This window comes from Cyanobium sp. Tous-M-B4 (genome assembly GCF_024345395.1).
Classification (GTDB): domain Bacteria; phylum Cyanobacteriota; class Cyanobacteriia; order PCC-6307; family Cyanobiaceae; genus Cyanobium_A.
The window spans coordinates 320,757-346,453 of the sequence record NZ_JAGQBA010000002.1 but is presented as its reverse complement, the minus strand read 5'-3'; the positions used below and the strand labels follow the sequence as shown (position 1 = coordinate 346,453).

Here is a 25,697-nt window from a genome sequence, read left to right as displayed (position 1 = left end):
GAGTGCAGTTATCGCAGGAAGGTTATGGCCGCAGGCGATCTGGCCCTAGTCCTCCACGCTCATCTTCCCTACGTGCGCTCCAGCGAACCCGGCTCGCTTGAGGAAGATTGGTATTTCCAAGCGCTCCAGGAGTGCTACCTGCCGCTGCTGGCCGTGCTCGAGGCCTCCGCCGCTGACCGGCGCCAGCGCCCCCGGCTCACCCTCGGCCTCTCGCCCACCCTGCTTTCCCTGCTGGCCGATCCCCAGCTCAATGGCCGCTTCCTGGCCTGGATCGCCGTCCGTCAGGAGCTGCTGCAGCAAGCCCCGGAAGACCAAACAGCAGCCGCCAGCCACCTAGCTGCCCAACTCGAGACGGTGGTGAACCAGTGGCGTCAGGCCAAGGGGCAACTGATCCCCCGCTTCCGCAGGCTGCAGCAACAGGGGGTGCTCGACCTGATCACCTGCGGCGCCACCCACGGCTACCTGCCCCTGCTGCGCCAGGTGCCAGAGGCGGTGCGGGCCCAGCTGATCACCGCAGTGCGCGAGCACGAACGCCTGCTGGGTGAGCGGCCCCTAGGCATCTGGCTGCCGGAATGCGCCTACTACGAAGGCCTCGATCAGCAGCTGGTGGGCTGCGGTCTGCGCTACTCGGTGCTCGATGCCCACGGTCTGCTGCACGCCCAACCCCGCCCCCGCTATGGCGTGTTCGCACCGATCTGCTCGCCGGCTGGGGCAGCCTTCTTCGGCCGCGACAGCAGCGCCACCCTGCCGGTGTGGAGCGCCCGCGAGGGCTACCCCGGCGACGGCGCCTACCGGGAATTCCACCGCGACCTGGGCTGGGATCTACCCGACAGCGAACTAGCCAGCCATGCAATCACCAGCCGCCGGCCCCTCGGCCTGAAGCTGCACCGGGTCACGGCCCAGGGCTGCCCCCTCGACCAGAAACAGCCCTACGAACCCGCAGTTGCCGCCGAGCGCATCGAGGAGCATGCCGCCACCTACCTGCAGGGCCGAGCCGAGGAGCTCAGCGGCCTGGCCCGCTCGATGGAGCGCCGGCCGCTGCTGGTGGCCCCCTTCGATGCCGAGCTATTTGGCCATTGGTGGTTTGAGGGGCCCCAGTTTCTAGCTGCCCTATTCCGCCAGGCCAATGAGGCCGGCGTGCGCCTGGTGACCCTGCGGGAGGCCCTCGGAGGCGTCGAGCCCCTGCAGGTGTGCCGCCCCTCCCCCAGCAGCTGGGGCCAGGGTGGCTACCACGACTACTGGCTCAACGAGACCAACGCCTGGGTGGTGGCCGAGTGGCAACGGGCCTCCCAGGCCATGGTGGCTCGGGTTCAGCGCGGCGTTGGCAGCCCAGCCCAGCGAGACCTGCTCACCCAGGCGGGCCGGGAGCTGCTGCTGGCCCAAAGCTCTGATTGGAGCTTCATCCTGCGGGCGGGCACCACCACCGGACTGGCCAAAGAAAGGATCGAGCGCCACCTTGATCGCTTCTGGCGCCTGCTGGATGCGATCGAAAACGGCACCGAGCTACCCACCAAATGGCTCAAGGCGATAGCCATCGAAGACGGCCTATTCCCCCTGCTCAACGCAGCCGATTGGCTGCCGGCGCCGGTCCAGGCCTAGGCACAAAACTAGGGATCCAGCATGCGCAGTCCCAGCTGCAACTCCCGGCCCCGCATGCCCATCAGGCCCCAGCGCACGCTCCAGGGTGCCGTGGCAAATAGGGCGAGCATCGCCGCCAGCAGCTCGCCCAGGCTGAGCGTATTGGTCAAAAAGCCATACCACTGGGCGCTGGGCAGGGAGAAGAAGCTGGCGAAGTGACTGCGCAGCTGGGGCTCCGAGAAGCGCATCAATTTCTCCAGCCCAAATTGGTAGAGGGCCTGTTTACGGCGTAGCTCCGGGGGCCAGAGCGCCTGCCAGCCAGCTGCGGCCAGCTCCGCCGAAGTGGCGGCCGGTTCAGCCCGCAGCCGCGCCGCCACCGCTGCGGCCACCGCCGGGGCCCGGCGCAGCAGGGCCCCCACCAGGTAGCCGGAGGCCGGATGCACCATCGCCGCAGCCCCACCAAAGGCCAGCACGGGCTGATCCAGATCCGGTAGGGGCAGGTTCATCGGAAACAGGCAAAACTCCTCGTGCTCCACCTGCTCGATCGCCACACCGCGATGGGCCAGCCGCCGCTCGAGGCGCTGCTTGAGCGTGGCGTAGGGCACCGGTGGCGCCAGGGCCAGGGAGGTCTCCTCCACAAAAAACCGTCCCTGGCCCAGATCCATCGCATAGAGAAAAGTGGGGGGCTCGCTGCGCTCCTCGGGGCTGAGATGGTCGGCGCGGTAATCCATCAGCACGAATTGCCCCGGCTCCACCGGCGGCGCCGTGAAGCGTCCCACCACGCCATAGGCCGCCTGGCCGGCCACCGGCCCCTGGTCGGGCCGCCGCACAAATACCGCCTTGTGGCCGCTGGCATCCAGCACCAGCCTTGCTTCCAGAACTTCCCCTGCGGCGGTGGCCACCTGGCTGCGGCCGCCCCCATGGCTCAGCTCCAGTGCCTGCCCGCGCAGCCACTGCACGCCGGCAGCCTCACAACGCTCCAGCCAGAACTGCTGCAGCCTGTTTTTGTCGAACAGGCCGTAGTCGCGGCCGTGGGCGGTGGGGCTGTTGGCTGGATCGGCAGGATCGCTGCTGCCGGCACCGAAATAACTCAGCGTGTCGCTCCAGCGATGCTCCAGCAGGTGGCCAAGGCCTAGGGCATCCACCTCGTCTCCCCAGATCCCGTAGGTGTTGGGCCAGGGGTCGCGGCAATCGCTTGCCGCCAGCACAACCACCGCCAGCCCCTGCTCCGCCAGCTCGGCAGCGATAGCCAGTGCCGCCGGGCCTGCACCCACCACCAGCACATCAAAAACCAACAGCTCAGACATCTGGCAGCTGGATGTCGAGAGTGGCGCGATTGTTGAACTGGAAAGCTGCCTCCTCCAGGATCTGACCCTCGGGATCGGCGATCACCTCGAGACGATGGCACCCCGCGGGGAGCTGCAGGGGAACGCTGAAGGTTTCACTGGCACCGGCCGCCAGCCAGGGGAGCCGCAGATAGCGATGGCCGCCATAGCTGTCGTTGACAACCACGGCAACGCCCACATCGCTCACATCCATGGCACCACGATTGGCCACGGTGAAGTGGGCGCTGCCATCGCGGAAGTACAGCGCCTCAATGGCCAGATCACTCACCAGCTGGTGCAGTTGCTGCAAGGGATAGAGCACCAGCCGCTGCAGGGATGCCAGCCGTGTGCCGGGATGTTCGTGGTGAAGATGGCCTCCGTAACGCAGATCAGTGCTGCAGCCGTGCAGATGCAGATGGGCGTGGGGATCGGGGATCGTGACCCGGCCCTGGGCTGGATCGGTGTCGAAGAAGCCGCAGCAATCCCACTCCAGGGAGCGGCCCAGAAACCGGATCGGATCGCTGGGATCCCCGGGATTCTCCGGCGCTAATCGGTAGTGCTGCAGCAGTTGGTAGATGCTTCGCGCTGCGGTGCCATCGCTGGCCGCACTGCTGGCCACGGAGGTGTTGCGCCGCTGCTGCCCCATGCACAACTTTGAGGCCACCGTGATCACCAGAGACTCCCACTGCGACACCAGGCGCAGGCCATAAATCGGCGCCTCTGCTAACCGGCCCTGCTGCCGCAGCTGGGCAATCGCCTCAGCCACCAGCTCCTGCAACGGCCGGCCCCGCACCTCGCTCAGGCTGGCCAGATCCACCGGCGTGCGCACGGCGGTGGCATCACCGCTGAAACAAACGTAAGGGAAGTGGCTGCTGCCATCCCCAGGCCGCAAGGCCCGAATACCGCCATCGCTGGCCTGGCATTTCCAGATCGTGGTGACCACGCCATCGGCATCCTGCAGGAAGGTGAGCTCCCCGTTGTCGATGCTGGTGGTGGTGCCCAATCCCAACACATCACCCTGGAGAGGAATGCGCTCCAGGGGCAGGTGCTCGTTCACATCGCCCTGAATCAAATCGCTGATGGTGTTTGCGATCCAGAGGTCGGCCATGGGAATGGAACCTATGGCTCAGGCATCTAGGGCGGCATCGGCCGGGGCCTCACCAACCACCTCCAGGACGGGCAGCTCCTCATCTTCGGCAGCTGGTGGCACCAGCACCACTTCGCTGAGGCGATCGCGGGCATCGAGCTTCTGCAAGCGCACGCCCGTGGCCGCCCGCGACTGCTGTGGCACCGCATCAGCCTGGGTGCGCACGATCACCCCCTTCTCGCTCACCAGCAGCAACTCCTCGCCGGCCCCGAGCACCTTGAGGCCCACCAGCACATCGCTCTTATTGCGGAACTTGATCGCCCGCAGGCCCATGCCGGCGCGCTTCTGCAGGCGGAACTGATCCACCGGCACCCGCTTACCCAGGCCGCTGGCACTGGCCACCAGCACCCAAGGACCCTCGCTCGGTGCCACCTCCTCACTGTCGTCGTCTTCGGCGCTGGCCGAGCTCGCCACCCGATCGGCGAGCTCGGCGGGCAGCACATCCATGCTCACCAGCTGGTCGCCGGGGCGCAGATTCATGGCCCGCACGCCGCGGGCTGTGCGGCCTAGGGGTCGCAACTCCTCGTCGTTGAGACGGAAGTGGATCGTCATGCCGTTGCGCGAGCCGATCAGGATGCTGTCGCCGGGCAGGGCCAAACGCACCCAGGTGAGGGCATCACCCTCCACCAAATCGATGGCGATCAAGCCATTGGAGCGGATGTTGGCAAAGGCCGATAGACGGGTGCGCTTAATCGTGCCGCTACTGGTGAGCATCACCAGCACACCGTCATCGGTGAATTCACTCACCGCCAGCAGCGAGGTGATCTGCTCCTCGCGGGGAATCGGCAACATCTGCACAATCGGCGTGCCCTTGGCAGCGCGGCTGCAGATCGGCACCCGATAGGCCGGCACGGTGTAGACAACGCCGCGATCGGAGAACAGCAGCAGGTTGTCGTGGTCGTTGCAGCTGATGAACAGCCGCACCGCCTCCTCGCCCTGGGTCTTGGTGCCGGCCTTGCCGCGGGTGCCGCGGCTGGTGGCCTCGAATTCGCTCACCGGCATCCGCTTCAGGTAGCCGTTCTCGGTGAGCAACACCACCGAACGCTCATTAGCGATCAGGTCGATATCTTCGAGGCCGCCCTCGAGATCCAGAATCTCAGTGCGGCGAGGGGAGTGGTAGCGAGTGCGGATCGCACCGAGCTCTTCGGTGATGATCGTGAGTACGCGCTCGCGATTGGCCAGGATGTCTTTGTAGTCGGCAATCTTGGCGACCAAATCCTCATGCTCAAGGCGGATCTTGTCGGCCTCGAGGGCCGTCAGTCGCCGCAGCTGCATCTGCAGGATGGCGTCGGCCTGGATCTCACTGAGGCCGTGGCGCTCCTGCAGCTGCACGCGGGCAGTGGCCGCATCGGAAGCAGCCCGGATCAGGGCAATGATCGGATCGAGTTGGTCTAGGGCCAGCAGCAGGCCCAGCAAGATATGGTCGCGCTCCTCGGCTTTGCGCAGGAAGTAGCGGGTGCGGCGCTCGATCGTCTCGATGCGGAAGTCGAGAAACACCTGCAGCATTTTGCGCAGGGTGAGCAGCACCGGCTCCGACTTCACCAACGCCAGCATGTAGGCGCTGAAGTTGTTTTGCAGCGGCGTGAGTTTGAACAGGTTGTTCAGCACCACCTGGGGGTAGGCATCACGGCGCAATTCGATCACGACCCGCATGCCATCGCGGTCGGATTCATCGCGGATATCAGAGATTCCCTCCAGCTTCTTGTCGTTTACCAGCTCGGCAATCCGCTCAATGAGCGAGGCCTTGTTTGTTTGGAAGGGCAATTCGGTGATGATCACCGCATCGCGGTCGGGGCGGCCCTTCACCTCCAGCGTTTCAATCGAGGCGACGCCCCGCATCGTCACTGAACCGCGACCGGTGGTGTAGGTGTCACGGATACCGCGGCGACCCAGGATCTGGCCTCCCGTGGGGAAATCCGGCCCCGGGATGATCGCCATCAACTGCAGATCGTCGATGTCGGGGTTGGCGATCAGCGCCAGCGTGCCGTCGATCAGCTCAGTGAGGTTGTGGGGTGGGATGTTGGTCGCCATGCCCACGGCGATGCCGGTGGAGCCGTTGAGCAGCAGCTGCGGAATCCGCGCCGGCATCACGGTGGGCTCCTGCTGGGAGCCATCAAAGTTGTCGGCGAAGTCGACCGTCTCGGCCTCGATATCGTCGAGCAGGCTGTCGGTTGTCAGCGCCTGCAGCCGTGATTCGGTGTAACGCATGGCGGCCGGGGGATCGCCGTCCACCGAGCCAAAGTTGCCGTGCCCATTCACCAGGGGCATGCGCATGTTGAAGTCCTGGGCCATCCGCACCAGGGCGTCGTACACCGCCGTGTCGCCGTGGGGGTGGTACTTACCAAGCACCTCACCCACCACACGGGCGCACTTCCTGTAGGGCCGGTCGCTGGTCAGACCCAGCTCATACATCGCGTAAAGAATGCGCCGGTGCACCGGCTTGAGGCCATCGCGGGCATCGGGCAGGGCCCGACCCACGATCACGCTCATCGCATACTCCAAATAGGAGCGCGACATCTCGTTGCGCAGATCGGTCAGGATGATTCGCGAATCACCGTTGCCGCCGGACTCCCCCGGTATGTCAGCACCGGGTCCGCTGGGGTCCGCCATGGATGACCGTCTTTAGCAACGGTCAGTTTATCTAAAGCCCAGGGGGAATGCCCAAATCCGATCCATTCCCGCCACGCCAGGAGGCGGAGCTAAGGCTCAAGCAGCAACGGGGCCAGCTGCAGGTGCGCGCCGCCGCTGATTTTCGCAGCCTGGTGCAGCAAGCCGGGCTGGCCGAGGCCTACGCCAGCACTGATGTGGTGGTGGCAGCCGATGCGGGTTTCAGCGACCAGGCCAGCCTGCTCCTAAGCCTCGGCCCCACGGATCCACCCATCCGCCTGCGCGACGTCCAGCTGGCCGGAGTGGCGGGGTTAGCGGGCTGCGGCAGCGGCGAGCTGGTGCTGCCGATCGGCGGCGGCCTAGGCGATGCGATGGGCGGCGCCCAGCTGCTCGGCGCCCTGCTGCAGGGCCAGTCGCTGCCCTTCAACGCCAGCGGCGAGGCCACCGCCCTGCACCCGCGCCGAGAGCTGCACACGGAGCTGGGGCTGGAACAGATCGGCGCTGGCCGGCTGCTGCTGCAGCGGGCCATCACTGAAAACGGCGTAGTGGCCCTCAGCCAGGCGCAGGGGCCCTGCCCCAGCCCCTACGGCACCCTGCTGGGTCCAGCCGCCAACGCCCTCTATTCCTGCGGCGGCGCCGGCAGCATCGGCCTCACCATGCCGGGGTTGTCGCTGCTGGGGCCTGGCTCACCGGTGCTGGTAGGCGGCGCCATCGGCTGGGTGATCGGCGCTGGCAGCGGCCACCAGCCCGGTTGCCGGCGCCAGGCCAGCGGCCATGCCCGCACCCCCGGCGCAGCCGCCGCCGTGAGCGTGGATTTGCACGGCCTGCGGCCCGAGTGGGTGCGGCCTTGTTTTTTTGAGGGCCATGGCAGCGCCCTACTGATTGCGATTGCGGCGCCGGTGCCCCTGATCAATGCCGAGGTAGCGCGCCAGGCCGCCGCTGGCCCCCAAGAGCTCGAGGCGCCCGTGCTCGACCTGTCGGTGCCGCGGCGCATCAAACCCAGCCTGGGGTCGGTGAGCTACGCCGAACTGCTCAGCGGCACGATCCAGGTGGCAGGCCGCTCGGTGGCCTGTGCGCCCTCCCACAGCCCGCGCCTGGCCGCCGCCGCCAGCGAGGCCCTGATAAAAGCCCTTATCGAAGGCAGCTTCCCCCTGCGCCTACCTGTCGTGCCGCTGAGCAGCCGCCCCAGCTTGCTGCCGATTGAGGCCTAGGGCTTGGTGTCCCAGCCAACCGCACCTAAGCTCCCGCCACATTCATATCCCCGCCGCGCCGCCCGCCGCTCCGCTCGCCATGGCCGACGACACCACCATCAACCCCGACACCGATCCCGCCAGCCCCAGCCAAGAGGTTGAGGCTGTTCAACAGTCAACTGAACAAACCGCTCCACAGGCGGTTGAACAGCCCACTCCACAGCCCTTTGAAGAGATCGTTGAACAGCCCACTCCACAGGCGGCGCCCCCCGAGCCCAGCATCGCCGCCACCCTGGTGATTGAAGCCGAGCCCCAAAACGGCGAAGGTGGTGAGTGGGAACTGCTGCTGGGCAAGCTGCGCCAGTGGCTCGATCAAAACGAGCTCAACAACCTGTGGGCCCAGGCCCGCAAACCGGTGACCATCCTGGCTGGCCTAGTGGGCCTGCTGCTGGTGCTACGGGTTTACAGCGCCGTGCTGGGCGCCCTCGACAGCCTGCCCCTGGTGCCCGGCCTGCTCGAGCTGGTTGGGGTGGTGTGGGCGGTGCGCTATGGCATTCCCAAACTGCTGCGCAGCAGCGAGCGCGAACGGCTGCTGGGCGGTCTGCAGCAAAGCTGGAAAGCCTTCCGCGGCAAGGACTGATCCCGCCTTGCCCCGTGGCCTGCGGGCGGCTGGTTGATAGCTTGGCCCGAATTAGTTGACTCCAGGTGGACATTCAGCTCGGTCGCTTCCGCACTGTGCGTCGTGCCTATGGCATCGACGAGATCGCCCTGGTGCCCGGTGGCCGCACGGTTGATCCAGCTATCACCGATAGCAGTTGGAGCCTTGGCGGCATCAGCCGCGAGATTCCGATCATCGCCAGTGCCATGGACGGGGTGGTCGATGTGGCCATGGCGGTGGAACTGAGCAAACAAGGAGCCCTAGGCGTTTTGAACCTGGAGGGCGTCCAGTGCCGCTACGACGACCCCAATCCCATCCTCGACCGCATCGCAGCGGTGGGCAAGGAGGACTTCGTGCCCCTGATGCAGGAGCTCTATAGCCAGCCGGTGCGGGAAGACCTGATCCGTCAGCGGATTGCCGAGATCAAGCAGCAGGGCGGCATCGCGGCGGTGAGCGCCACTCCAGTGGCCGCCCTGCGATTCGGCAAGGCCATCGCCGAAGCCGGCGCCGACCTCTTCTTTGTGCAGGCAACGGTTGTCAGCACCGAGCACATCGGCCCTGAGGGCCAGGAGAGCCTCGATCTCGAGCACCTTTGCCGCACCTTCGGGGTGCCCGTGATCATTGGCAATTGCGTCACCTATGAGGTGGCACTGAAGTTGATGCGGGCCGGCGCCGCCGGCGTGATGGTGGGCATCGGCCCCGGTGCTGCCTGCACCAGCCGCGGCGTGCTGGGTATTGGCATTCCCCAAGCCACCTCTGTTTCCGACTGTGCCGCCGCCCGCGACGAATATTTCGCCGAGAGCGGCCGCTATGTGCCGATCGTGGCCGATGGCGGCATCGTCAACGGCGGTGACATCTGCAAGTGCCTGGCCTGCGGTGCCGACGCCGTGATGATCGGCTCCCCCATTGCCCGCGCCAGCGAGGCCCCCGGCCGGGGCTTCCACTGGGGTATGGCCACCCCTAGCCCGGTGCTGCCCCGCGGCACCCGCATCAAAGTTGGCACCACCGGCAGCCTGGAAAAGATCCTGCGGGGTCCGGCCGGTCTCGATGACGGCACCCAGAACCTGCTGGGCTGTATTCGCACCTCGATGGGCACCCTCGGCGCCCGCACCATCAAAGACATGCAGAAAGTGGAAGTGGTGGTTGCCCCATCCCTGCTCACCGAGGGCAAGGTTTACCAAAAAGCCCAGCAGCTCGGCATGGGCAAATAGGCCTGGGCGGGCGTTTCTACAGCCAGGGCAGACGGCAGCGTTAGCCTCAACAGGTGCGAGCTTCGGCTCTCACACTCCTCACACCCTCCAGCCCGGCGCGTCCGGGCCTTTTGTCTTCCCGCTGCCCAGGCTCACCGGATCACGACCTGCAACGGTCGTGGGTAGGCCTTAAACAACCTTGCTAGATTCGCCAAACCCTGATCCTGCAAGGATGTCCAGCGCTGCCGCTGTCACTGATGCCTCCTTTGAGCAAGACGTGCTCAAAAGTGATTTGCCCGTGCTGATCGATTTTTGGGCCCCCTGGTGCGGCCCTTGCCGCATGGTGGCGCCAATCGTCGACGAAATTGCCACCGAATTCGAAGGCAAGATCAAGGTGTTCAAGCTAAACACCGACGAGAATCCCAACGTCGCCAGTCAGTACGGCATCCGTAGCATCCCCACCCTGATGATCTTCAAGGGGGGCCAGAAGGTCGACACCGTGGTTGGTGCCGTGCCTAAAACCACCCTGTCGTCCACGATTTCTAAGTACCTCTGAGCGCAGTTGAGCATCTAGTTCTGAGCGACCCATCCCATTTCGGCCAGAGCCCTTTGCAGGTTCTGGCCCATGAGCTCGAAGACCACCCCCAGCGGCATCTGATCGAGCGATCCCTTGTTTCCCTGCTGCAGGTGGGTCGCCATGAGCGTGGCCGCGATGAATGGCGGCTGATCAGTGGCGCCCTAGCCGACATCAGTGAGGCCCTTGAGGTCTTTCGCCCCCGCCGCCATACCCGCAAGATCACCGTCTTCGGTTCAGCTCGCACGGTGCAAAGCGACCCCAGCTACGCGTTGGCCGAAGAGCTGGCCCGCTACGCGGTGGCCGCTGGATTTGATGTAATGACGGGTGCTGGCGGCGGCATCATGGAGGCCGCCAACAGCGGTGCCGGCTGCGAGGCCAGCATCGGCCTCAACGTTGACCTGCCGTTTGAGCAGCACGCCAACCGCTTTGTGAGCAGCTGCGATGGCCGGCTGCTCCACTTCCGCTATTTCTTTACCCGCAAGCTTTTCTTTTTGCGCGAGAGCGATGCCCTGGTGGTGATGCCAGGCGGCTTCGGCACCCTCGACGAGCTGTTCGAATCGCTCACCTTGATCCAAACCGGCCGCACCCCGCCGATTCCCCTGGTGCTGCTTGCCCCACCCGGCAACCCCTTCTGGAGCGGCTGGCAGCGGGACGTCAACCAGGGTTTGGCCGCCAGCGGCCTGATCTCCCCCGAAGACGGCGACATCTTGATGGAGGCCCACAGTGCCGAGGAGGCAGTGGCCCACATCAGCCGCTTCTATCACCTTTTTCACTCCGCCAGGCTGGGCGAAAACCGCATCGAGCTGCTGCTCAACTGCGCCCTGCAGCCAGTTCAGCTAGCTGCCCTCAACCTGCAGTTCGATGATCTGGTGGATGAGGGCGTTATCCAGGCGAGCGAGACCGTGGACGATGCCGGCCTGCTGCGCCCCTGCCTGAATTTCCACTTCAATCGCCGCCGCATCGGCCGGCTCTACCAGCTGCTCGACACCCTCAACTGGCTGGAGGTACCGCCAGAGCAGCTGCTGACGGAGCCCGGTCGCCGCCAACCCAGTTCTTCAGCCCCATGAGTCGCCTCGGCTTGATCGATTACGGCATGGGCAATCTGCACTCAGTGCAGCGGGCTTTCGAACGGCTCGGAGCAACGGTGCAGACCGTCCATAGCGGCGCCGAAATGGAGGGCTGCAAGGCCCTGGTGCTGCCAGGGGTGGGAGCCTTTGATCCGGCGATGGAGCGCCTGCGCCAGGGTGGTCTAGCCGAGGCGATCACGACCTGGTGCGCCGCCGGCCGGCCCCTGCTGGGCATTTGCCTGGGGCTGCAGCTGCTGTTTGAGGCCAGCGATGAGGGCGAAGCCGCCGGCCTGGGCCTGTTCCAGGGGCGGGTACGGGCCCTGCCCCGCCGACCTGGCCACCCGATTCCGCACATGGGCTGGGAGCCCCTGCTGCCAGCAAACCCCAGTCCCCTGCTGCCGGCCGCCAGCCCGGAGAGCTGGGTGTACTTCGTGCACTCCTACGCCGCCGAACCCAGTGATCCGGCCTGCAACACCGCCCTGGTGCGCTTCGCCGACACCACCGTCACCGCCGCGGTCTGGCAGGGCGCCATTGGCGCCTGCCAGTTTCACCCGGAAAAATCAGGCCCCCACGGCGAGGCGATCCTGCGCCGCTGGCTGGCCTGGCTCGATGTCTTATGAGCCTGCGGCTTAGCGGGGGCCGGCGGCTGCAGAGTCCACCGGGCAGCATCGCCCGCCCCACCAGCTCCCGGGTGCGGCTGGCGACAATGAACCTGCTGGCAGCCGAGCTGCCCGGCTGCGCCTGGCTGGATCTATGCAGCGGCAGCGGCGCTATGGCCTGCGAAGCCCTGCATCGGGGTGCTAGCCGAGTTGTGGCGATCGAGCAGGACCGCCGCATCGCCGCCGTGGCCCGCACCAATCTCGAGGTGGTGCATCAGGGGCTGGGGGAAGCCAGCCGCCAAGCGAGCGCCTGGGCGGTGCACTGCCGCGAGGTGGGGCGTTGGCTGGCGGAGCCAAATCAACAGGCAGCCTTTGATTTGATCTATGCCGACCCCCCCTACGCCGCAAACCTTTATGCCCAGATAGCAAATGGTGTGCTGGCAGGGGGCTGGCTCAAGCCAGGCGGCACCTTGATCTGGGAATGCGCTAGCTCAGAGCTGCCAGCGCTTCCAGCCGGATGGAGCAAGCGCGATCAACGTCGTTACGGCAGCACCAGCTTGCTGCTGCTGGACCAAGTCAACTAACGAGTCAACTGAGGCGCCGACTGAAGTTCAGTCGAGCAGGGTGCCACGGCGATACTGGTTCCAGGCGGCTACAAACAAACCAGCCAGGGTCACGGGGATCAGACCGAGCACGATGCCGCAGAGCAGGGGTTCGATCATGGGAGCACTGACAAAGCGTTCAGGGCACAATTGTTCCACGCCCATCCCCCACACCGCGAGCGCCCTGCACCAACTGTGACCGGCCAACCCCTAAACCCAGATGCCGCTAATAGGCGCCGCGGCCTTATCGCTGCCCTGGTGGGCATGGCGGCCGCGGCCTGCATCGTGGCGGTGTTGCTTGTGCTGCCTGCAGCCCAGGCCGATCCCTACAGCCGTCAGACCCTTGAGCTCACCGGCTCCAGTGAAAAAGGCGGCCGGCTGTTTCGGCTCAATTGCGCCGGCTGCCACGGCATCGCCGCCCAAGGGCTGGTGGGCCCCAATCTGCATGGCGTCGCCGCCCGCAAGAGCTCCCGCCAGCTGATCCAGCAGGTGGTGAGTGGCCGCACGCCACCGATGCCCCGCTTCCAACCGGAACCCCAGGCCATGGCCGATCTGCTGGCCTACTTGAACGGTCTTGTGTGAGCAGCGCCGCCCAGCTGGCCGTGGTGCTGGTGGAACCCTCCGGGCCGCTCAACGTCGGCAGCGTCGCTCGCCTCTGTGCCAACTTCGACGTAGGTGAGCTGCGCCTGGTGGCGCCCCGCTGCGACCACCTCGGCGAGGAGGCCCGGCGCATGGCCGTGCACGGCGGCTGGCTACTGGAGCAGGCCCGCCTGTTCCCCAGTCTCAGCGCCGCCCTGGCCGACTGCTGCCGGGTGGTGGCCACCAGCGGCCGGCGGGCCGGCGAACCCCTACCCCTGCAAGCACCGGAGCCGGCCCTGCGCTGGCTGGCCCAGGCCAGTGGCCCCTGCGCCCTGGTGTTCGGCAGGGAGGATCGGGGCCTCAGCAACGACGAGCTGCTCCAGGCTGGCCAGCTGCTCACCCTGGGCAGCGGCGACGCCTACGCCTCCCTCAACCTCTCCCACGCTGCAGCCCTGGTGCTGCATAGCTGGCATTGCTTAGAAAGCAGCCTGGGCAGCGGCCCTGAGGTTGGCGCCCTGCCGGAGCCAAGCGACCGCCAGGGCCTCGAAGCGATGCTCGGCGATGCCGAGGCCCTGCTGCTCGACGTGGGCTTCCTCCATCCCCACACTGCCCACGCCCGCATGGCCAAGCTGCGGGGGCTGCTGCAGCGGGCCCAAATCTCCACCGAAGAGGTAGCACTGGTGCGCGGCATGGTGCGCCAGCTGCGCTGGGCCAGTGAGCGCGAGAGCAACCCTGGTCAGACCCCTTAACTTCAGGTCACTTCGTTGGAGTGGCCCGTGACCGCTGGCCGTCAGCCCCGTAGCCCCAAGAACCGCTGGGGAGGCCCCTTTCGGTTGGTGTTGCGCCTGGTGGTGATGGGAATTGGTCTAGGCGTAGTCACCGGCACCAGTCTCAAGCTGCTGGCCCCCCGCCTGGCCCAAGGCGCCATCAAGGCCCCCAGCCTCGACCTCAGCGCAGCCAGCAACACCAAGGGCCTCGATCCAGGCCAGTTCGAAGCCCGCACGGAGCTGGCAGCCGTGAGCAAGCGCTGGGGTGAGCTGGCAGCGGCCCAGAAAGACCTCACCGCCAGCGCCTTCCTGCTGGTGCTCGACGACGGCCGCTTTGCCCAGCTGCAACCCGACCTACCCCTGCCGGCCGCCAGCTCAATCAAAACGCCGATTCTGCTGGCAGGCCTGGAAGACCTCGATAACGGCAAGTTGCGCTGGAACGAGCCCCTGTCCCTCACCAAAGAGGTGGTGGGCGGCGGAGCCGGCTGGATGGCCAACAAACCGGTGGGCACCCGCTTCCCGTTTTTTGAAGCAGCCACCGAGATGATCCGGGTGAGCGACAACAGCGCCACCAACCTGCTGATCAAGCGTCTAGGCGGCAAAACGACCCTCAATGAGCGTTTCACCGCCATGGGCCTGCCTGCGACGGCAGTCAACAACTGGCTGCCCGATCTCGACGGCACCAACACCACCAGCAGCCGCGACCTGGCCAAGTCGATCGCCATGGTGGATATCGGCGAAAGTCTTAGTCCCCGGGCACGGGACCTGTTTAGGGAAATCATGGGCAGCTCCCGCACCAACACCCTGATTCCCCTGGGCTTACTCCAGGGGCTCGGTAAAGATGCCGCCGACCCCGACAGCGAGCTGCTCAGTTTCGGCATCACCGTCTACAACAAAACCGGTGATATCGGCATTGCCTACGCCGATGCGGCCCTGATCCAGCTCCCCAACGGCCAGCGCGCCGTGGCGGCCTTCATGGTGAAAGGTCCGTTCAACGACCCCCGCTCCACCGATCTGATCCGCGCCATGGCAGCTGAAGTATCAAAAACCCTGGTAGGTCGCAAATGAACCGCGCTCGCCTGCTCCAGGCCAGCTGGCTGCCCCTGCTGCTGCTAAGCAGCCTGGCTGCCCCCGCCCTGAGCCAGACCAAAGCCAACCCAGCGGCCCCGCTGCTACGCCCCCAGACCGTGGCGCCCTTGAGCGGCGGACTGGACCGGCTGCTGCTGGTAAACGACAACAATCCCGAGCTGATTCGCGAGCCCGGGATCCTGCTCTCCACTTTCCCCGGCGCCGGCCGCGGCGTGCCTGCAGCCCACCTCGATGTGGCCTTGAACGGCCGCTTCGACCTGTTCAGCCATCACGTGTATGCGGGCAAGCCGGAGAGCCTCGACTCCACCCTGTGGCTGGCGGTGCTGGCCGCTCCCCGCGGCCCCGGCCCCGTGACCCTGAAGCTGCTGGCTGGCTCCACAGCCCTTTCCCAGGCCGTGGATCCCGGCCAGGCCGGCGCCCCCTTCCTGCCCCTGCCAGACCTGATGGTTCAGGGCACTACGCCGGTGTGGGCTGGCCCCGGCAGCCGGGTGGCCACCGAATTGCTGGCCCGCCAGCGCAGCACCGAGCTGCCCGCCAGCTGGATCCTGCCCCCAGGGGCCACCACCACCCTGCTGGTGCTGCCCCTGCCGGTGCGGGGCCTTGATCCCCTGCTCAACGGCCGCAACCTGCAGCTGCGGCTGGAGAGCTCGGCCCCCGTGAGCCTGGCCACCCTGGCCGCTTTTGGCAGCGGCAACGCGCCACCGCCGGCCGGTGCCTGGGCCGCCCTGCTGGAGGGGGATCTCAGCCCCCGGGAGCACAGCCCCACCCCCCGGGGCAGCAAGGGGGGGATGGTGTATTCGCGGGTGAGTGGGGTGCAGGTGGGCAGCACCTGGCGCAGCCGCCTCAGCGATCCCGGTAAAAACTGGCTGAGCGTGAGCCGGGCGCCGATCTCCTGGCCGATCAGCAGCCTGGAGCGGGGCACTCTCGGCAGCGGCCAGGTGCAGACCGCCGAGCTGCAGGCTTTCTACCCGGGCACCGCCTGGGCCGCCCACGGCAACTACGGCGTCGAATACGACCTCAGCATCCCCCTGCGCAACGACACGACCAAGCCGGTGACGCTGCAGCTGGCCCTGGAATCGCCGCTCAAGGGCGATGCCGCCATTGGTGGCCTGCGCTTCAAAAGCATTGACGGCATTAATAGTGGCAGCCGGCCAGTGATGTTCCGCGGAACGGTGGAGGTGACGGGCCTCGATGGCGCCAGCCCGGGCAGCAGGCCCCTTGGCCGGCGCAGCTTCCATTTGGTGCAGCGTGCTGGTGAACCCAGCCCCGCCTTCGGCACCATCAGCCTGGCGCCAGGGGCCAACCGCCAGCTGCAGGTGCGGCTGATCTATCCGGCCGATGCGACCCCGCCCCAGGTGCTCAGCCTGTTGCCGCTTCCAGATCCAGCTATGAACCCAGCTGTGAAACAATCCGAATCAACTCCAGCCAGCCAGCCGTGACGCCAGTTCGCAAGCGCAGGGTCTTCCCCTTCACCGCGATCGTCGGGCAGGAGGAGATGAAACTGGCCCTGCTGCTCAACGTGATCGATCCGCGCATTGGCGGCGTGATGATCATGGGCGACCGGGGCACAGGCAAATCGACCACGATCCGGGCCCTGGCCGACCTGCTGCCCGAAATCGATGTGGTGGCCGGCGACCCTTACAACAGCTCCCCCAGCGACCCAGACCTGCAGAGCACCGAGGTGCGCGCCCGCGCCGAGCAGGGTGAGGAGCTGCCGGTGGAGCCCCGCCAGGTGCCCATGGTCGACCTACCCCTAGGCGCCACGGAAGATCGCCTCTGCGGCACGATCGACATCGAAAAGGCCTTGAGTGAAGGCGTGCGGGCCTTTGAGCCCGGCCTGCTGGCCAAGGCCAACCGCGGCCTGCTCTACGTGGATGAGGTGAACCTGCTCGACGACCACCTGGTGGACGTGCTGCTGGATTCAGCCGCCTCCGGCTGGAACACGGTCGAGCGCGAAGGCGTGAGTGTGCGCCACCCGGCCCGCTTCGTGCTGATCGGCTCCGGCAACCCCGAGGAGGGGGAGCTGCGGCCCCAGCTGCTCGATCGCTTCGGCATGAGCGTGGAGGTGCGCACAGTGCGCGATCCAGAGCTGCGGGTGCAGGTGGTGGATCAGCGCACCGCCTTCGACAGCGATCCAGACGGCTTCAACAACGCTGTGCAAACAACCCAGGACGCCCTGCAGGACCGGGTGATTGCGGCGCAGAAGCTTCTGAATCAAGTGGCGATCGATGCCGACCTACGCATTCGCATCTCGGCGGTGTGCGGCGAGCTGGATGTGGATGGCCTGCGCGGCGACATCGTCACCAACCGGGCCGCCCGGGCCCTGGCCGCCTTCGAGGGTCGCACCGAGGTGGGCGAAGAAGACGTGGCTCGCGTCGTGGCCTGCTGCCTGCGCCATCGCCTGCGCAAAGACCCTCTGGAAACGATCGACTCCGGCGACCGGGTGGTGAAGGTGTTCTGCAAGGTGTTCGAGCGCTCCGACAGCAGCGATCGCAGCGCCTTCGAGCTGGCATTGGTGGGGTGAACCACCCCATGGCCTCCCGAGCCTCATCTGCTGACTGCATCGGCCGGGTGATGCTTTTCACCGCCTGTATCGGCCTGATGCCACTGGCCCCCTCCGCTCGGGCCACGCCTGAGCTGGTGGTGCTGATGCGGCATGGCCACAAAGGTCCTGGGGGGTCCAATTACAACCTGTCGGCGCAGGGATTCGAGCGCGCTATTGCGCTGGCCTCGCTGCTGCCGCACTGTTTTGGGCGCCCCAGCCAGATCCGCAGCTTCTATCTCGATCCCATTTCCAGTAAGAACGCCCGCAGTTACCAGACGGCCGTGCCTCTAGCGGTTGCTACCGGCGTAGACATCGCCATCGACCTCGCCTCCCGCGAGGATTCTTTCCAGTCAGGACGCCAAATTCTCACCGATCCGAGCGTTGCCGGCGGCAGGGTGGTGCTGTTCTGGGAACACCGTCGCCTGCCGCAGCTCGCCGCAGGCCTGGGCTGGCCAGCGATGGCACCGATCGCCGACGACGACTTCGACCAGCTGGTTGTGCTCCGCTACCGGCCGTCCCTAAAGCAGCCCGAGGTGCGGATCTACAGCCAGGCCCAGCTGCTCGATGGCCAGCAGCGCTGTGAACCACGCCTGGAGCCTCGTCAGCAACCGCGGAGCTGACCATCGCCGGCCCTGAAGTCCTCAAATATTGCCTCCCCCCAATTGTTTGCAACGTTCACCGCCATGGCCACCTGTGTAACACACCGTTCCACCACCCTGCGGCGGTCTCAGTGGGTAGCTGGTCTGCTGGCCGCCCTAGCCCTGCAGCAAACATGCCTGGCCGCCCAAGCCGAACCGGCAGCAGCGGAGCTCCAACTCGACCAGCGCCGACTGGCCGCAATCGCTGGCCTCCCTCCAGCGCCCGGGAGTGCCACGGAAGCCGCTGATCTGGCGATCTTGGAGTGGCTGCAGCGCTTCCGAAGCCCGGAGATCGTGGCCACCACCTGGCTGCTACTAGATCGCGACCTCAATGTCTTCAGCAGCGCTGTGGGCACTGAGCTCGGCAAGGCCACGCCAATGCTCAGCGCCGGCCTACACGCGTTCATGGCGCCGGTGAACAGCGCCTATCGAAGGATCAAGCAACAACAGGGCCGCATCCGTCCCTACATCGCCCACCCTGGGCTGGAGCCCTGTCTGCCACGGGAAGACACCGGCTCCTTTCCCTCTGGACACGCCGTGTGGTTCCGCAGCACAGCCGAGCTGCTCGCCGATCTACTTCCCGAGCGTCGCGAGCGCCTCCATCACGTAGGCCGCCAGGGTGGAGCCAACCGGGTGCTCTGCGGCGTGCATTACCCATCCGATGTGGAGGCAGGCCAGCGCCTCGGTGCTGACGCCGCCCTGCAGATCATCGCCAGTCCCCAGTGGCGAGCCTTCCGGCAGGATCCGGCGCTACGGGCGGAGCTCGAATTGCTGCGGGCAGTTCCAGCCAAGGCCCTGCCGCCGATGCTGCGCTGAACCATGAGGATCCTCGGCATCGATCCCGGCCTGGCCCGCGTCGGCTACGGGATGATTGAGGTGGAGGAGCACCGCGGCGGCGCCCAGCACCTACTCGACTGCGGCATCATCCGCACCGATCCTGGACGCAGCGATGGGGAGCGGATGGTGGAGATCGCCCGCGACCTGCGGGTGCTGATCCGCACCTGGCAGCCCCAGCTGGCAGTGGTGGAAAAGTTTTTCTTCTACCGCTCCAGCACCACGATCTCGGTGGTACAGGCCCGCGGCGTGCTGATGATGACCCTGGCGCGGCTCAAGGTGCCGGTGGTGGAGTTTCCACCGATGCAGATCAAGCTGGCCCTCACCGGCCATGGCCACGCCCAGAAGGACGACGTGCTCGAAGCGGTAATGCGCGAGCTCAACCTCGACACCCCGCCCCGCCCCGACGACGCCGCCGATGCCCTAGCCGCCGCCCTCACCGGCTGGTTCCAGCGGTGAGCGCCAAAGCCAGCCTGCGCCAGCAATTCCGGGCCCGGCGCCTGGCCCTACTGCCAGAGGCCCAGCCCGCCATCGAGGCCCAGGCCCGGCGGCACTGTCTAGCTCTGGTGCCCCCCGGGCGCCACCTGGGCCTCTACTGGCCCCTGCCCGGCGAAGTCGACCTGCGCTCGCTGCAGGCCCTACTGCCCAACCAGCTGGCCCTGCCGGCCATCACCGCCGCCCCAAGCGATCCGGCGGCCCGGCTGGTGTACCGCCCCTGGCGGAGCGGCGACGACCTGGAGCCCGATGGCTGCGGCATCCCCGCACCAGCGGCCCGATCCGCAGCGCATGGCGACGGCGCGCTGGCCGCGGAGCAGCTGGGCCTGCTGTTGATTCCTTCCCTGTCCTGCGATGCGGCCGGCATCCGCCTGGGCTATGGCGGCGGCTGGTACGACCGGCTGCGGGCCGACCCCGCCTGGGCCCAAGTGCCGGCGCTGGCGGTGCTGCCCCGCGGCTGCCGGGTTGAGCAGCTGCCGCGCGACCCCTGGGATGTGCCCCTGCAGGGCTGGCTCGATGAAAACGGCCTCGGGCACCCTTCTTGACAATGCCTTTACACGGGACGCGCTGCGAGCAGCTATTTGCCAAGATCAACTCATAGAACAGGCCACGCCTTGGATCTCAAAGCTCTTACTGCTCCCTGCAGCTACGCCTCGGTCCCAGAGAGGGTCTTGGCTGCCGAACTTCAGGAGCGTGGTCAGAGCCACGACGCCCTCTCGATGATGGTGAGTTCGATGGTGCGGATGGTTCAGGCCGGCAAAAGTAGCGATAGTCGTTGGCAAGCTTCCTGATTCAGCCATGAATCTGCGTGTAATTCCGGCCCTGCTGCTGTTTGCCAGCGCCGCCCCGGCCCATAGCCACGCGATTGAAAGCAGCCTGGAGCGCCTGAGCAGCCTCACCGATCAACTGGTGCTCGACAGCCGTTTCGGCAATGGGGAACCCGCCGATGATGCGGTGGTACGGCTGGTGCCACCCAATGGTGAACCAATCGAAGTAGGTCGCACCGATGCCAGCGGCCAGCTCCGCTTCCAGCTGCCCAGCAACGCAACCTCAGCCTGGGAACTGCAGGTAGACCGCGGACCAGGCCACCGCGACTATCTCGAGCTGCCAGGGGCAGCACCGGCCCTTTCAACTCGCTTCAACAGCTCCCGACCAGGGCAAGGAGGCCAAACAGGGCTGGCACTGCTCGGCCTCAGTGCCGCAGCCGGCGCCCTGGGAGGAGCCCTGAGCTGGCGCCGCCGCGGCCGGCGCTGATGAGCATTACCCCCAGCGGCAGTCCGGCCCTCGACCGCATGGTGGAGCGCCTCGCCAGCACCAGCGATCCACGCCGCCGCTACGAATACGTGCTTTGGCTGGCCAAAAAGCTCGAGCCCCTGCCCGAGGAATTTCGCAATGACGCCTTCAAGGTGAAGGGCTGCGTTTCGCAGGTTTTTGTGGTGGCGGAGTTAGTCGATGGTGCCCTGCACTGGCGCGGTGACTCCGACGCCGCCATCACTAAGGGACTGCTGGCCCTGCTGATCGAAGGGCTTGAGGGACTGACCCCGCAGCAGGCCACCGCCATTGATCCGGCCTTCATCGCCGCCACCGGCCTGCAGGCCAGCCTGACCCCCTCAAGGGCCAACGGCTTTCTTAACATCCTGCGGCTGATGCAGGCCCAAGCCCAGTCCTTGTCGGCCACCCCCTAGGCCAAGCCAATTGATTTATAGGATCGCCGCACCGCTACCCCCCAACGCATGACCATCGGCATCGGCTTGCTCGGGCTCGGCACGGTGGGGGCTGGTGTGGCAGCCATCCTGGCGACCCCAGCCGGCCGCCACCCGCTGGTGGGCGAACTCGAATTGCGGCGGGTGGCCGTTCGCGACCTGAACCGGCCGCGCACGGTGGAGCTGGCCGCCGAACTGCTCTGCACCGACCCAGAAGCAGTGATCGACGACCCGGCGGTAGACATCGTGGTGGAGGTGATGGGTGGCCTGGAGCCGGCCCGCTCCCTGATCCTGCGGGCGATTGCGGCCGGCAAACCGGTAGTAACCGCCAACAAGGCCGTAATTGCGCGCTACGGCGAGGAGATCGCCGCCGCCGCTGCCCGCAGCGGGGTGTACGTGCTGATCGAAGCCGCCGTAGGTGGCGGCATCCCGATCATCGAGCCCCTGAAGCAGTCCCTGGGAGCCAACCGGATCCAGCGGGTGAGCGGCATCATCAACGGCACCACCAACTACATCCTCAGCCGCATGGCGGCAGAGGGCGCCGCCTACGCCGACGTGCTGGCCGACGCCCAGCGCCTGGGCTACGCCGAAGCCGACCCCGCCGCTGATGTGCAGGGGGGAGATGCCGCCGACAAGATCGCAATTTTGGCGGGCCTGGCCTACGGCGGTCCGGTGCCCCGCGAAGCCATCCCAACCGAAGGGATCGACCAGCTCGATGCCCGCGACATCGCCTACGCCGAGCAGCTTGGCTACGTGGTGAAGCTTTTGGCCGTGGCCCAGGCCATGCCAAGTGAGCAAGCCGAGCAGCTCCTCGATGTGCGCGTCCATCCCACCCTGCTGCCCAAGTCCCATCCGCTGGCCGGGGTGAACGGGGTCAACAACGCGATCCTGGTGGAGGGAGACCCCGTGGGCCAGGTGATGTTCTACGGGCCCGGGGCTGGAGCAGGACCCACCGCATCGGCGGTGGTGGCCGACATTCTCAACATCGCCGGCATCCGCCAGGCCACTGGCGGTAGGGGCATTCAGGCGCCCCTCGATCCCCTGCTGGCCGCCGGCAGCTGGCGCGACTGCCAGCTGGTCGAGAGTGCCGTAACCAGCCACCGCAACTACTTGCGGCTGCGCACCAGCGACCGGGCTGGCGTGATCGGTGCGATCGGCACCTGCTTTGGCGAAGCGGGGGTGTCGATTCAATCGATAGTGCAGTTCGAAACCCAGAGCGCCGGCGCCGCCGAAATCGTGGTGATTACCCACGAGGTTTGCGAAGCCAACTTCCGCCAGGCCCTAGCCGCAATCGAGGCCCTGTCAGATGTTCAGGCCGTGGCCGCCTGCCTGCGCACCCTGTAGCAGCGGGCCTGATTGACTCCATCAGGTCTCCAAATCGCCATCAACTGGCCAATGGGACCAGTGGCAGGCCACAGTGGGGGTATAAATCGAAATTAATTATTAAGACCCCAGCGGGGTCTGATCTGAAAGGGCCAGTGCTGCGGCAAGCCCTGTCGAGATCCCCACACCCAGGCCGATGTTTGTAGCGAGGCGAACAGTGTTTAGCCCCTGTCCCCCGCAGCATCTGCCCAGCAAGCACCAATCAGTTAGCCCCTAACCCCATGACCGGCCCCACCTGCTCCAGTGCCCAGGCCTCGAGCACCGTCAACCTTCACCAAGGCGCCTGCGTGCACCTTGAAAGCGATGAGCAGCTCTACCAAGTGATTGGCGTCGACGACCACCACGACCGCTGCTGGCTGCGCCGCTGGCCCCTGGCGCGCCAGGGATCGGAAGTGTTTGAAATTTCCCTGCAACAGGTGCGCCCTGCCTGGCCGCGTCGGTCTTGAATGGCGTTGATTTGACGGCCGCCCCTTGCCCCGCGCTCCGCGGCTGACCCAAACCCTGGCAGCAGCCCTGCTGACCAGCGTCCTGACAGCTGGCCTGGCTCTCTCCGGCTGCCGGCCCAAGCACGAGGCGTCGGCCAACCGGCTTGTAGTTGCCAGCAAAAACCGCATCGACACGGTTGATCCAGGCGGCGCCTACACCTTCGGTGCCATGCAGCTGTTGAGCGCGATCGGCGATCCGCTCTATGCGATCAATGCCGCTGGCCAGCTGGAGCCGCGCCTGGCAGTGGCGCTGCCCCAGCTGAGCGCCGACGGGCTCAAGGCCCAGGTGCAGCTGCGCCAGGGCGTGCGCTTCCACGACGGCACGCCGTTCAATGCCGCGGCCATGGTGTTCAGCCTGGAGCGCTTCCTAGCTATCGGCAAGCTCAGCTACCTGCTGGGCGATCGGGTAAGCGCAGCGCGGGCCGTAGGTCCCTACACAATCGAGCTGACGCTCAAGCGCCCCTTCAGCCCCCTCGCCGAGCTGCTCAGCGCCGTCAACCTGACGCCCCTCTCCCCCAGCGCCTACAAAAACCATCGCGATCGCTTCCTCAACGACCGCTTCGTGGGCACCGGGCCCTACCGGCTCAGCTTCTTTACAGGTCAGCAGCAACGCTTAGAGCCGTTTGCGGGGTATTGGGGGCCCAAACCCGCCAATGGCGGCATCGACCTGGTGTCGCTCAGTAATTCCACCGCTCTCTACGGCGCCCTGCAGAGCGGCGAGGTGGATGTGCTGCTCTCGACCAGCCTCGAAATCGACCAGCAGGCCGCCTTGCAACGCCAGGCTGCAGCTGGGAGCCTGCGGGAGGGCAGCGGTCCGGCACTGGAGATCGGCTACCTCACCCTGCTCACCGACCAGCCGCCCCTCAACGATCCCCGGCTGCGCCAAGCGGTGGCCTACAGCCTCGATCGCCACACCATCAGCCGCCGGGTCACCCTGGGCCTGCGGCCGCCCTTGCGCGATCTGGTGCCCCCCAGCCTCAAGGGCTCCGACCCCCAGGCCTGGCCCAGCTACAACCCAGCCAAGGCCCGCCAGCTCTATCGCCAGGCCGGTTACTGCCAAGGCAAGCGCCTGGCCCTGCCGCTCACCTTCCGCTCCAACATCCCCGCCGACCGGATGTTTGCCCTCACCTGGCAGGCCCAGCTGCAGCAAGATCTGGGCGATTGCGTTGAGCTAGAGGTGACCGGCATGGAGGCCACCACCGCCTACCGCCAGCTAGGGGAAGGGGCCTTCCCGCTAATCCTGCTGGAGTGGATGGGCGACTTTCCCGATGCCGACAACTACCTGGTGCCCTTGCTGGGCTGTGAGGAAGCCCAAGGGGAGCGCTGTCTCAAGGGGGCCAGCGCCGCCAGTGGCAGTTTCTGGGCCAAACCCGGCCTGCAACTAGACCTGGAGCGCAGTGCTTCTGTAGCCGGCCCCGCCCGCGCCGCCCTGTTGCGCCGCATCCAGCGCCAAACGGCGGCCGCCAACCCCTACCTACCGGTGTGGCTGGTGGCACCGCGGGCCTGGGCCCAGCCCAGCATCAGCCAGCCCCGTTTCGATGGCTCCGGCCGCCTCTTGCTCCAGGAATTGACCCGTAAGCAGACCTCCCAAGGGAGCAGCAAACCATGAGCCGCCGCCGGGCCCTACTGCGCTACCTGGCCGCCCGGCTGGCGCTGGCGCCATTGATGTTGTGGCTGATCGCCAGCCTGGTTTTTCTGCTGCTACGGCTGGCGCCAGGGGATCCGATCGACGCCCTGCTCGGCACCCGCGCTCCCGAAAGCGCCCGCGCTGCGCTGCGGGCCCAGCTGGGCCTAGATCAACCATTGCTGCACCAATACGGCGGCTTCCTGGGCAAATTGCTGCATGGCGACCTGGGCGCCTCGCTCACCAACCAGGAACCGGTGACGGAAGTGATTCGCCAAAGCCTGCCGGCCTCCCTGGAGCTGGGGGTGGTGGCCCTGCTGCTGGCTGCCGTTGTCGGTTTAGCGGTGGGCTTTTCCGGCATTGCCCGCCCGGAAGGCAAGCTCGATCTAGCTGGCCGGCTCTACGGCATCGGCACCTATGCCCTACCGCCCTTCTGGGCCGCGATGGTGGTGCAGCTGGTGTTTGCGGTGTGGCTGGGCTGGCTGCCGGTGGGGGGGCGCTTCCCGCCCACCTTGCTGCCGCCGCAAGGCAGTGGCTTCTACTTGCTCGACAGCCTGCGCAGTGGCCTGGCCACGGGCGAATGGCAGCAGCTGCTAGGGAGCGTGCGCCATCTGGTGCTGCCAGCGTCCACCCTGGGCCTATTGCTCAGCGGCATCTTCGCCAACTCGCTGCGGCTAAATCTGCGCCGCACCCTCGGCTCCGATTACGTGGAAGCAGCCCGCAGCCGCGGTCTGGGAGAGGCCCGGGTGGTGCTGCGCCACGCCCTGCCCAATGCCCTGCTGCCGGTGCTCACGATCACGGGCATCACCGTGGCGTCGCTGATCGGCGGGGCACTGCTGATCGAGGTCACCTACTCCTGGCCAGGAATCGCCTTCCGGCTGCAGGAAGCGATCGGCCAGCGCGACTACCCACTGGTACAGGGCATCGTGGTGGTGGTGGCCGGCCTGGTGGTGCTGGTGACGGTGCTGGTGGATCTGCTGGTGGCCGTGCTCGATCCGCGGATCAAGTTCTGAGC

Annotated in this window: 28 protein-coding genes; 24 read left to right on the top strand and 4 right to left on the bottom strand. The window is 66.6% G+C overall.

All coding sequences use genetic code 11. The features are described 5' to 3' along the window. The first annotated feature begins 24 nt into the window (after window positions 1–24). On the top strand, window positions 25–1,599 hold the full coding sequence (locus tag KBY73_RS05050) for a glycoside hydrolase family 57 protein (RefSeq protein ID WP_254935992.1): 1,575 nt from the start codon (window positions 25–27) through the stop codon (window positions 1,597–1,599). Between the two features lie 8 nt (window positions 1,600–1,607). On the opposite strand, the gene crtL is transcribed toward KBY73_RS05050, so the two are convergent. Genes crtL through gyrA form a run of 3 tightly spaced genes read right to left on the bottom strand, consistent with a single transcriptional unit; the run spans window position 1,608 to window position 6,660 of the window. Next, window positions 1,608–2,885 (bottom strand): lycopene beta cyclase, encoded by a 1,278-nt coding sequence (gene crtL / locus KBY73_RS05045; protein ID WP_254935991.1) that lies wholly within the window; start codon window positions 2,883–2,885, stop codon window positions 1,608–1,610. Next, window positions 2,878–4,011 (bottom strand): CARDB domain-containing protein, encoded by a 1,134-nt coding sequence (locus tag KBY73_RS05040; RefSeq protein ID WP_254935990.1) that lies wholly within the window; start codon window positions 4,009–4,011, stop codon window positions 2,878–2,880. Before KBY73_RS05040 ends, crtL begins: the two co-directional genes overlap by 8 nt. Window positions 4,012–4,029: 18 nt before the next feature. Then, on the bottom strand, window positions 4,030–6,660 hold the full coding sequence (gene gyrA, locus KBY73_RS05035; RefSeq protein WP_254935989.1) for a DNA gyrase subunit A: 2,631 nt from the start codon (window positions 6,658–6,660) through the stop codon (window positions 4,030–4,032). A gap of 47 nt (window positions 6,661–6,707) precedes the next feature. On the opposite strand from gyrA, the gene KBY73_RS05030 reads away from it, so the two are divergent. The 7 genes from KBY73_RS05030 (at window position 6,708) to rsmD (ending at window position 12,522) form a co-directional block, all read left to right on the top strand. Continuing rightward, on the top strand, window positions 6,708–7,868 hold the full coding sequence (locus KBY73_RS05030; protein ID WP_254935988.1) for a homocysteine biosynthesis protein: 1,161 nt from the start codon (window positions 6,708–6,710) through the stop codon (window positions 7,866–7,868). A 79-nt stretch (window positions 7,869–7,947) separates the two neighbouring features. Next, window positions 7,948–8,487 (top strand): CAAD domain-containing protein, encoded by a 540-nt coding sequence (locus KBY73_RS05025; protein ID WP_254935987.1) that lies wholly within the window; start codon window positions 7,948–7,950, stop codon window positions 8,485–8,487. A gap of 65 nt (window positions 8,488–8,552) precedes the next feature. Further along, the gene (locus tag KBY73_RS05020) at window positions 8,553–9,716 is read left to right on the top strand and encodes a GuaB3 family IMP dehydrogenase-related protein (RefSeq protein WP_254935986.1); all 1,164 of its coding nucleotides are present in this window, start codon (window positions 8,553–8,555) and stop codon (window positions 9,714–9,716) included. A gap of 211 nt (window positions 9,717–9,927) precedes the next feature. Beyond that, on the top strand, window positions 9,928–10,251 hold the full coding sequence (trxA, locus tag KBY73_RS05015; protein WP_106501486.1) for a thioredoxin: 324 nt from the start codon (window positions 9,928–9,930) through the stop codon (window positions 10,249–10,251). 53 nt (window positions 10,252–10,304) lie between these two features. Further along, entirely contained in the window at window positions 10,305–11,339 is a 1,035-nt protein-coding gene (locus tag KBY73_RS05010) for an LOG family protein (protein ID WP_254935985.1), read from the top strand. Then, window positions 11,336–11,959 (top strand): imidazole glycerol phosphate synthase subunit HisH, encoded by a 624-nt coding sequence (hisH, locus tag KBY73_RS05005; RefSeq protein ID WP_254935984.1) that lies wholly within the window; start codon window positions 11,336–11,338, stop codon window positions 11,957–11,959. Before KBY73_RS05010 ends, hisH begins: the two co-directional genes overlap by 4 nt. Then, window positions 11,956–12,522 (top strand): 16S rRNA (guanine(966)-N(2))-methyltransferase RsmD, encoded by a 567-nt coding sequence (rsmD, locus tag KBY73_RS05000; protein ID WP_254935983.1) that lies wholly within the window; start codon window positions 11,956–11,958, stop codon window positions 12,520–12,522. Before hisH ends, rsmD begins: the two co-directional genes overlap by 4 nt. A 27-nt stretch (window positions 12,523–12,549) precedes the next feature. On the opposite strand, the gene petG is transcribed toward rsmD, so the two are convergent. Then, on the bottom strand, window positions 12,550–12,660 hold the full coding sequence (petG, locus tag KBY73_RS04995; protein WP_094559756.1) for a cytochrome b6-f complex subunit V: 111 nt from the start codon (window positions 12,658–12,660) through the stop codon (window positions 12,550–12,552). A 75-nt stretch (window positions 12,661–12,735) separates the two neighbouring features. Between petG and KBY73_RS04990 the strand changes: the two genes are divergently transcribed. The 16 genes from KBY73_RS04990 to KBY73_RS04915 all read left to right on the top strand — a co-directional run bounded on the left by KBY73_RS04990 (window position 12,736) and on the right by KBY73_RS04915 (window position 25,695). After that, window positions 12,736–13,122, top strand: coding sequence for a c-type cytochrome (locus KBY73_RS04990; protein WP_396096604.1), 387 nt, complete (start codon window positions 12,736–12,738; stop codon window positions 13,120–13,122). Further along, window positions 13,119–13,868: an RNA methyltransferase gene (locus tag KBY73_RS04985; protein ID WP_254935982.1), complete on the top strand. Its 750-nt coding sequence runs from the start codon at window positions 13,119–13,121 to the stop codon at window positions 13,866–13,868. Before KBY73_RS04990 ends, KBY73_RS04985 begins: the two co-directional genes overlap by 4 nt. A 105-nt stretch (window positions 13,869–13,973) precedes the next feature. Continuing rightward, the gene (locus KBY73_RS04980) at window positions 13,974–14,954 is read left to right on the top strand and encodes a serine hydrolase (RefSeq protein WP_254936220.1); all 981 of its coding nucleotides are present in this window, start codon (window positions 13,974–13,976) and stop codon (window positions 14,952–14,954) included. Next, entirely contained in the window at window positions 14,951–16,414 is a 1,464-nt protein-coding gene (locus tag KBY73_RS04975) for a DUF3370 domain-containing protein (protein ID WP_254935981.1), read from the top strand. Before KBY73_RS04980 ends, KBY73_RS04975 begins: the two co-directional genes overlap by 4 nt. After that, entirely contained in the window at window positions 16,411–17,499 is a 1,089-nt protein-coding gene (gene bchI, locus KBY73_RS04970; RefSeq protein ID WP_254935980.1) for a magnesium chelatase ATPase subunit I, read from the top strand. Before KBY73_RS04975 ends, bchI begins: the two co-directional genes overlap by 4 nt. An 8-nt stretch (window positions 17,500–17,507) precedes the next feature. Beyond that, window positions 17,508–18,140: a hypothetical protein gene (locus KBY73_RS04965; RefSeq protein ID WP_254935979.1), complete on the top strand. Its 633-nt coding sequence runs from the start codon at window positions 17,508–17,510 to the stop codon at window positions 18,138–18,140. A 63-nt stretch (window positions 18,141–18,203) separates the two neighbouring features. Further along, the gene (locus tag KBY73_RS04960) at window positions 18,204–18,974 is read left to right on the top strand and encodes a phosphatase PAP2 family protein (RefSeq protein ID WP_254935978.1); all 771 of its coding nucleotides are present in this window, start codon (window positions 18,204–18,206) and stop codon (window positions 18,972–18,974) included. A gap of 3 nt (window positions 18,975–18,977) precedes the next feature. Then, window positions 18,978–19,451, top strand: coding sequence for a crossover junction endodeoxyribonuclease RuvC (gene ruvC, locus KBY73_RS04955; RefSeq protein WP_254935977.1), 474 nt, complete (start codon window positions 18,978–18,980; stop codon window positions 19,449–19,451). After that, entirely contained in the window at window positions 19,448–20,032 is a 585-nt protein-coding gene (locus KBY73_RS04950) for a 5-formyltetrahydrofolate cyclo-ligase (RefSeq protein WP_254935976.1), read from the top strand. The genes ruvC and KBY73_RS04950 overlap by 4 nt, the downstream gene beginning before the upstream one ends. 69 nt (window positions 20,033–20,101) lie before the next feature. Continuing rightward, window positions 20,102–20,278, top strand: a complete 177-nt coding sequence (locus KBY73_RS04945; protein ID WP_254935975.1) for a hypothetical protein — start codon at window positions 20,102–20,104, stop codon at window positions 20,276–20,278. A gap of 7 nt (window positions 20,279–20,285) precedes the next feature. Next, complete coding sequence (locus KBY73_RS04940) at window positions 20,286–20,741, top strand: hypothetical protein (protein ID WP_254935974.1); 456 nt, start codon at window positions 20,286–20,288, stop codon at window positions 20,739–20,741. Further along, entirely contained in the window at window positions 20,741–21,172 is a 432-nt protein-coding gene (locus KBY73_RS04935) for a SufE family protein (RefSeq protein ID WP_254935973.1), read from the top strand. Before KBY73_RS04940 ends, KBY73_RS04935 begins: the two co-directional genes overlap by 1 nt. 48 nt (window positions 21,173–21,220) lie before the next feature. Then, the gene (locus tag KBY73_RS04930) at window positions 21,221–22,534 is read left to right on the top strand and encodes a homoserine dehydrogenase (RefSeq protein WP_254935972.1); all 1,314 of its coding nucleotides are present in this window, start codon (window positions 21,221–21,223) and stop codon (window positions 22,532–22,534) included. 260 nt (window positions 22,535–22,794) lie between these two features. Beyond that, window positions 22,795–23,019 (top strand): hypothetical protein, encoded by a 225-nt coding sequence (locus tag KBY73_RS04925; protein WP_254935971.1) that lies wholly within the window; start codon window positions 22,795–22,797, stop codon window positions 23,017–23,019. A 208-nt stretch (window positions 23,020–23,227) separates the two neighbouring features. Then, complete coding sequence (locus tag KBY73_RS04920) at window positions 23,228–24,667, top strand: ABC transporter substrate-binding protein (RefSeq protein WP_396096694.1); 1,440 nt, start codon at window positions 23,228–23,230, stop codon at window positions 24,665–24,667. Next, window positions 24,664–25,695 carry an ABC transporter permease gene (locus KBY73_RS04915; RefSeq protein ID WP_254935969.1) on the top strand — a complete coding sequence of 344 codons (1,032 nt, stop codon included), beginning with the start codon at window positions 24,664–24,666 and terminating at the stop codon, window positions 25,693–25,695. The genes KBY73_RS04920 and KBY73_RS04915 overlap by 4 nt, the downstream gene beginning before the upstream one ends. The last annotated feature ends 2 nt before the right edge of the window (window positions 25,696–25,697 follow it).

Excerpts from the sequence above, each read along its gene's own strand:
- KBY73_RS04960 (WP_254935978.1), top strand. The coding sequence starts at position 18,204 with ATGGCCACCTGTGTAACACACCGTTCCACCACCCTGCGGCGGTCTCAG.
- trxA (WP_106501486.1), top strand. The coding sequence starts at position 9,928 with ATGTCCAGCGCTGCCGCTGTCACTGATGCCTCCTTTGAGCAAGACGTG.
- petG (WP_094559756.1), bottom strand. The coding sequence starts at position 12,660 with ATGATCGAACCCCTGCTCTGCGGCATCGTGCTCGGTCTGATCCCCGTG.
- KBY73_RS04980 (WP_254936220.1), top strand. The coding sequence starts at position 13,974 with ATGGGAATTGGTCTAGGCGTAGTCACCGGCACCAGTCTCAAGCTGCTG.
- KBY73_RS05025 (WP_254935987.1), top strand. The coding sequence starts at position 7,948 with ATGGCCGACGACACCACCATCAACCCCGACACCGATCCCGCCAGCCCC.
- crtL (WP_254935991.1), bottom strand. The coding sequence starts at position 2,885 with ATGTCTGAGCTGTTGGTTTTTGATGTGCTGGTGGTGGGTGCAGGCCCG.
- ruvC (WP_254935977.1), top strand. The coding sequence starts at position 18,978 with ATGAGGATCCTCGGCATCGATCCCGGCCTGGCCCGCGTCGGCTACGGG.
- KBY73_RS04915 (WP_254935969.1), top strand. The coding sequence starts at position 24,664 with ATGAGCCGCCGCCGGGCCCTACTGCGCTACCTGGCCGCCCGGCTGGCG.
- KBY73_RS05050 (WP_254935992.1), top strand. The coding sequence starts at position 25 with ATGGCCGCAGGCGATCTGGCCCTAGTCCTCCACGCTCATCTTCCCTAC.
- gyrA (WP_254935989.1), bottom strand. The coding sequence starts at position 6,660 with ATGGCGGACCCCAGCGGACCCGGTGCTGACATACCGGGGGAGTCCGGC.
- rsmD (WP_254935983.1), top strand. The coding sequence starts at position 11,956 with ATGAGCCTGCGGCTTAGCGGGGGCCGGCGGCTGCAGAGTCCACCGGGC.
- KBY73_RS04940 (WP_254935974.1), top strand. The coding sequence starts at position 20,286 with ATGAATCTGCGTGTAATTCCGGCCCTGCTGCTGTTTGCCAGCGCCGCC.
- KBY73_RS04920 (WP_396096694.1), top strand. The coding sequence starts at position 23,228 with ATGCAGCTGTTGAGCGCGATCGGCGATCCGCTCTATGCGATCAATGCC.
- hisH (WP_254935984.1), top strand. The coding sequence starts at position 11,336 with ATGAGTCGCCTCGGCTTGATCGATTACGGCATGGGCAATCTGCACTCA.
- KBY73_RS04925 (WP_254935971.1), top strand. The coding sequence starts at position 22,795 with ATGACCGGCCCCACCTGCTCCAGTGCCCAGGCCTCGAGCACCGTCAAC.
- KBY73_RS04975 (WP_254935981.1), top strand. The coding sequence starts at position 14,951 with ATGAACCGCGCTCGCCTGCTCCAGGCCAGCTGGCTGCCCCTGCTGCTG.
- KBY73_RS05040 (WP_254935990.1), bottom strand. The coding sequence starts at position 4,011 with ATGGCCGACCTCTGGATCGCAAACACCATCAGCGATTTGATTCAGGGC.
- KBY73_RS04930 (WP_254935972.1), top strand. The coding sequence starts at position 21,221 with ATGACCATCGGCATCGGCTTGCTCGGGCTCGGCACGGTGGGGGCTGGT.
- KBY73_RS04965 (WP_254935979.1), top strand. The coding sequence starts at position 17,508 with ATGGCCTCCCGAGCCTCATCTGCTGACTGCATCGGCCGGGTGATGCTT.
- KBY73_RS04935 (WP_254935973.1), top strand. The coding sequence starts at position 20,741 with ATGAGCATTACCCCCAGCGGCAGTCCGGCCCTCGACCGCATGGTGGAG.
- KBY73_RS05030 (WP_254935988.1), top strand. The coding sequence starts at position 6,708 with ATGCCCAAATCCGATCCATTCCCGCCACGCCAGGAGGCGGAGCTAAGG.